Source organism: Roseibium sp. RKSG952, from assembly GCF_009711355.1.
The window spans coordinates 1-1,310 of record NZ_SMMF01000493.1; the positions used below are offsets into that span (position 1 = coordinate 1).

Sequence of the window (1,310 nt, forward strand, 5' to 3'; positions counted from 1 at the left end):
AGGAAGGGGTTTGCCAGCGCTTCTGGATCAAAATCGAGAGGAGACAGGGGCGAAGTCAACCGGAAATTCGAATTCTATCGGACGGAAGTCCCAACGATCGGCGGCCGCGATTATGTCCCTTCCCGGGTGGCCGCTCTTCAATTCAGCGAACTCCCGCATGGCGGTGATGAGGCACCCGAGATCGGAGTCCGCCTGGATTTGCCCTTCCAGCCTGCCCTGATATTCGCGTCGCACGGCCATCCATGCTTCTATCTGCTCGTCCGGCCACCTGTGCATCATGACTGTGTCGCGCAAAATGCCCTGAACTCTTTCCTTCACGACGAGATGATCGATATCCAATTGAATGGATTCCGGAATGAGGATCTCCAGCAGCTGATCCGACCTGAGTTCAGGCACCTCATCGGCATCTTTGTATAACTGATAATACGCGAGCATCTGATCTACCTGATCGGCCGCGAAAAGTTCCGCATGATCGATCTTCGGACCTCTACGTTCCCAGGTTTTCAAGGAAGGATCGAGTATCTCGGCGACCGTCTTCGGGGACGTGATGTGACTGATGGAGAGGCGGCGATCCGATGAGGTGGCGACGTCGATCCTGTAGACAGGTTCGTGTACGCGTTGCCACACCTGCCCGTCGATCAGCAGCATATCCCGGACGACTTCGGATGCCTTCTCCATCGCCGTTTCGGAGCCGTCGTCCTCCACTAGCCTGTAGAGCTCCCCGTGGGGGTCCAGCGCGTTCGATACGTAGTTAACGCCCTTCTCGAGAACAAACGGGTTCATGAAGGAGTTCTTCGTCCGAACATGGTCGACAAGAAGGGCTTCGTCCACGAGGAGAGGTCCGGAATTGAGACGCAGGATCCTAGGCAGCCAATGACTGCCGTCGAACCATCGGGTCTCGACGTTCTCGCCGACCGCGATGTCGCTGTCCGATGCCTTCCGTCTCGTGGCGACCGGGGCATCCTCGCGGCTGATCTCGGCGACGCTCACCTGAAGTGTCCCCCAATAACGTGGATACACCGGAATGCGGCATCTATGACGAATGGCTTTGGCATTGTGGGGCGTGACGATTTGAAGGTCCATTAGATGCTCGCGAGGTGATCGGTGGTCGGATTAGTTGAGCGATTAACGTCTTGCCCTCTCCCCGAAGGACGGGGTTTCTAGCGCATAGTTCAGATCAAAACGCATCGACGCGCAAGAATCGACCGGGAAAGATGGTCCGGAAACGCGGCAAACCCCGTCCTTCGGGGAGAGGGCAAGAGCGCTCCTTGCATAGCGAGGTTTAACGTCTTCCCCGCCCTGAAGGACGG

At 57.2% G+C, this 1,310-nt stretch carries 2 protein-coding genes; both read right to left on the reverse strand.

Annotated elements, in window-relative coordinates; translation table 11 throughout:
- Window positions 1-27: 27 nt before the first annotated feature.
- On the reverse strand, window positions 28-1,083 hold the full coding sequence (locus E1297_RS01755; RefSeq protein ID WP_155133119.1) for a hypothetical protein: 1,056 nt from the start codon (window positions 1,081-1,083) through the stop codon (window positions 28-30).
- Window positions 1,084-1,125: 42 nt separating this feature from the next.
- A partial coding sequence (locus E1297_RS49605; RefSeq protein WP_209015582.1) for a hypothetical protein occupies window positions 1,126-1,310 on the reverse strand: 185 nt, incomplete at its 5' end.

Coding starts and splice junctions, on each gene's coding strand:
- E1297_RS01755 (WP_155133119.1), bottom strand. CDS start 1,083: ATGGACCTTCAAATCGTCACGCCCCACAATGCCAAAGCCATTCGTCAT.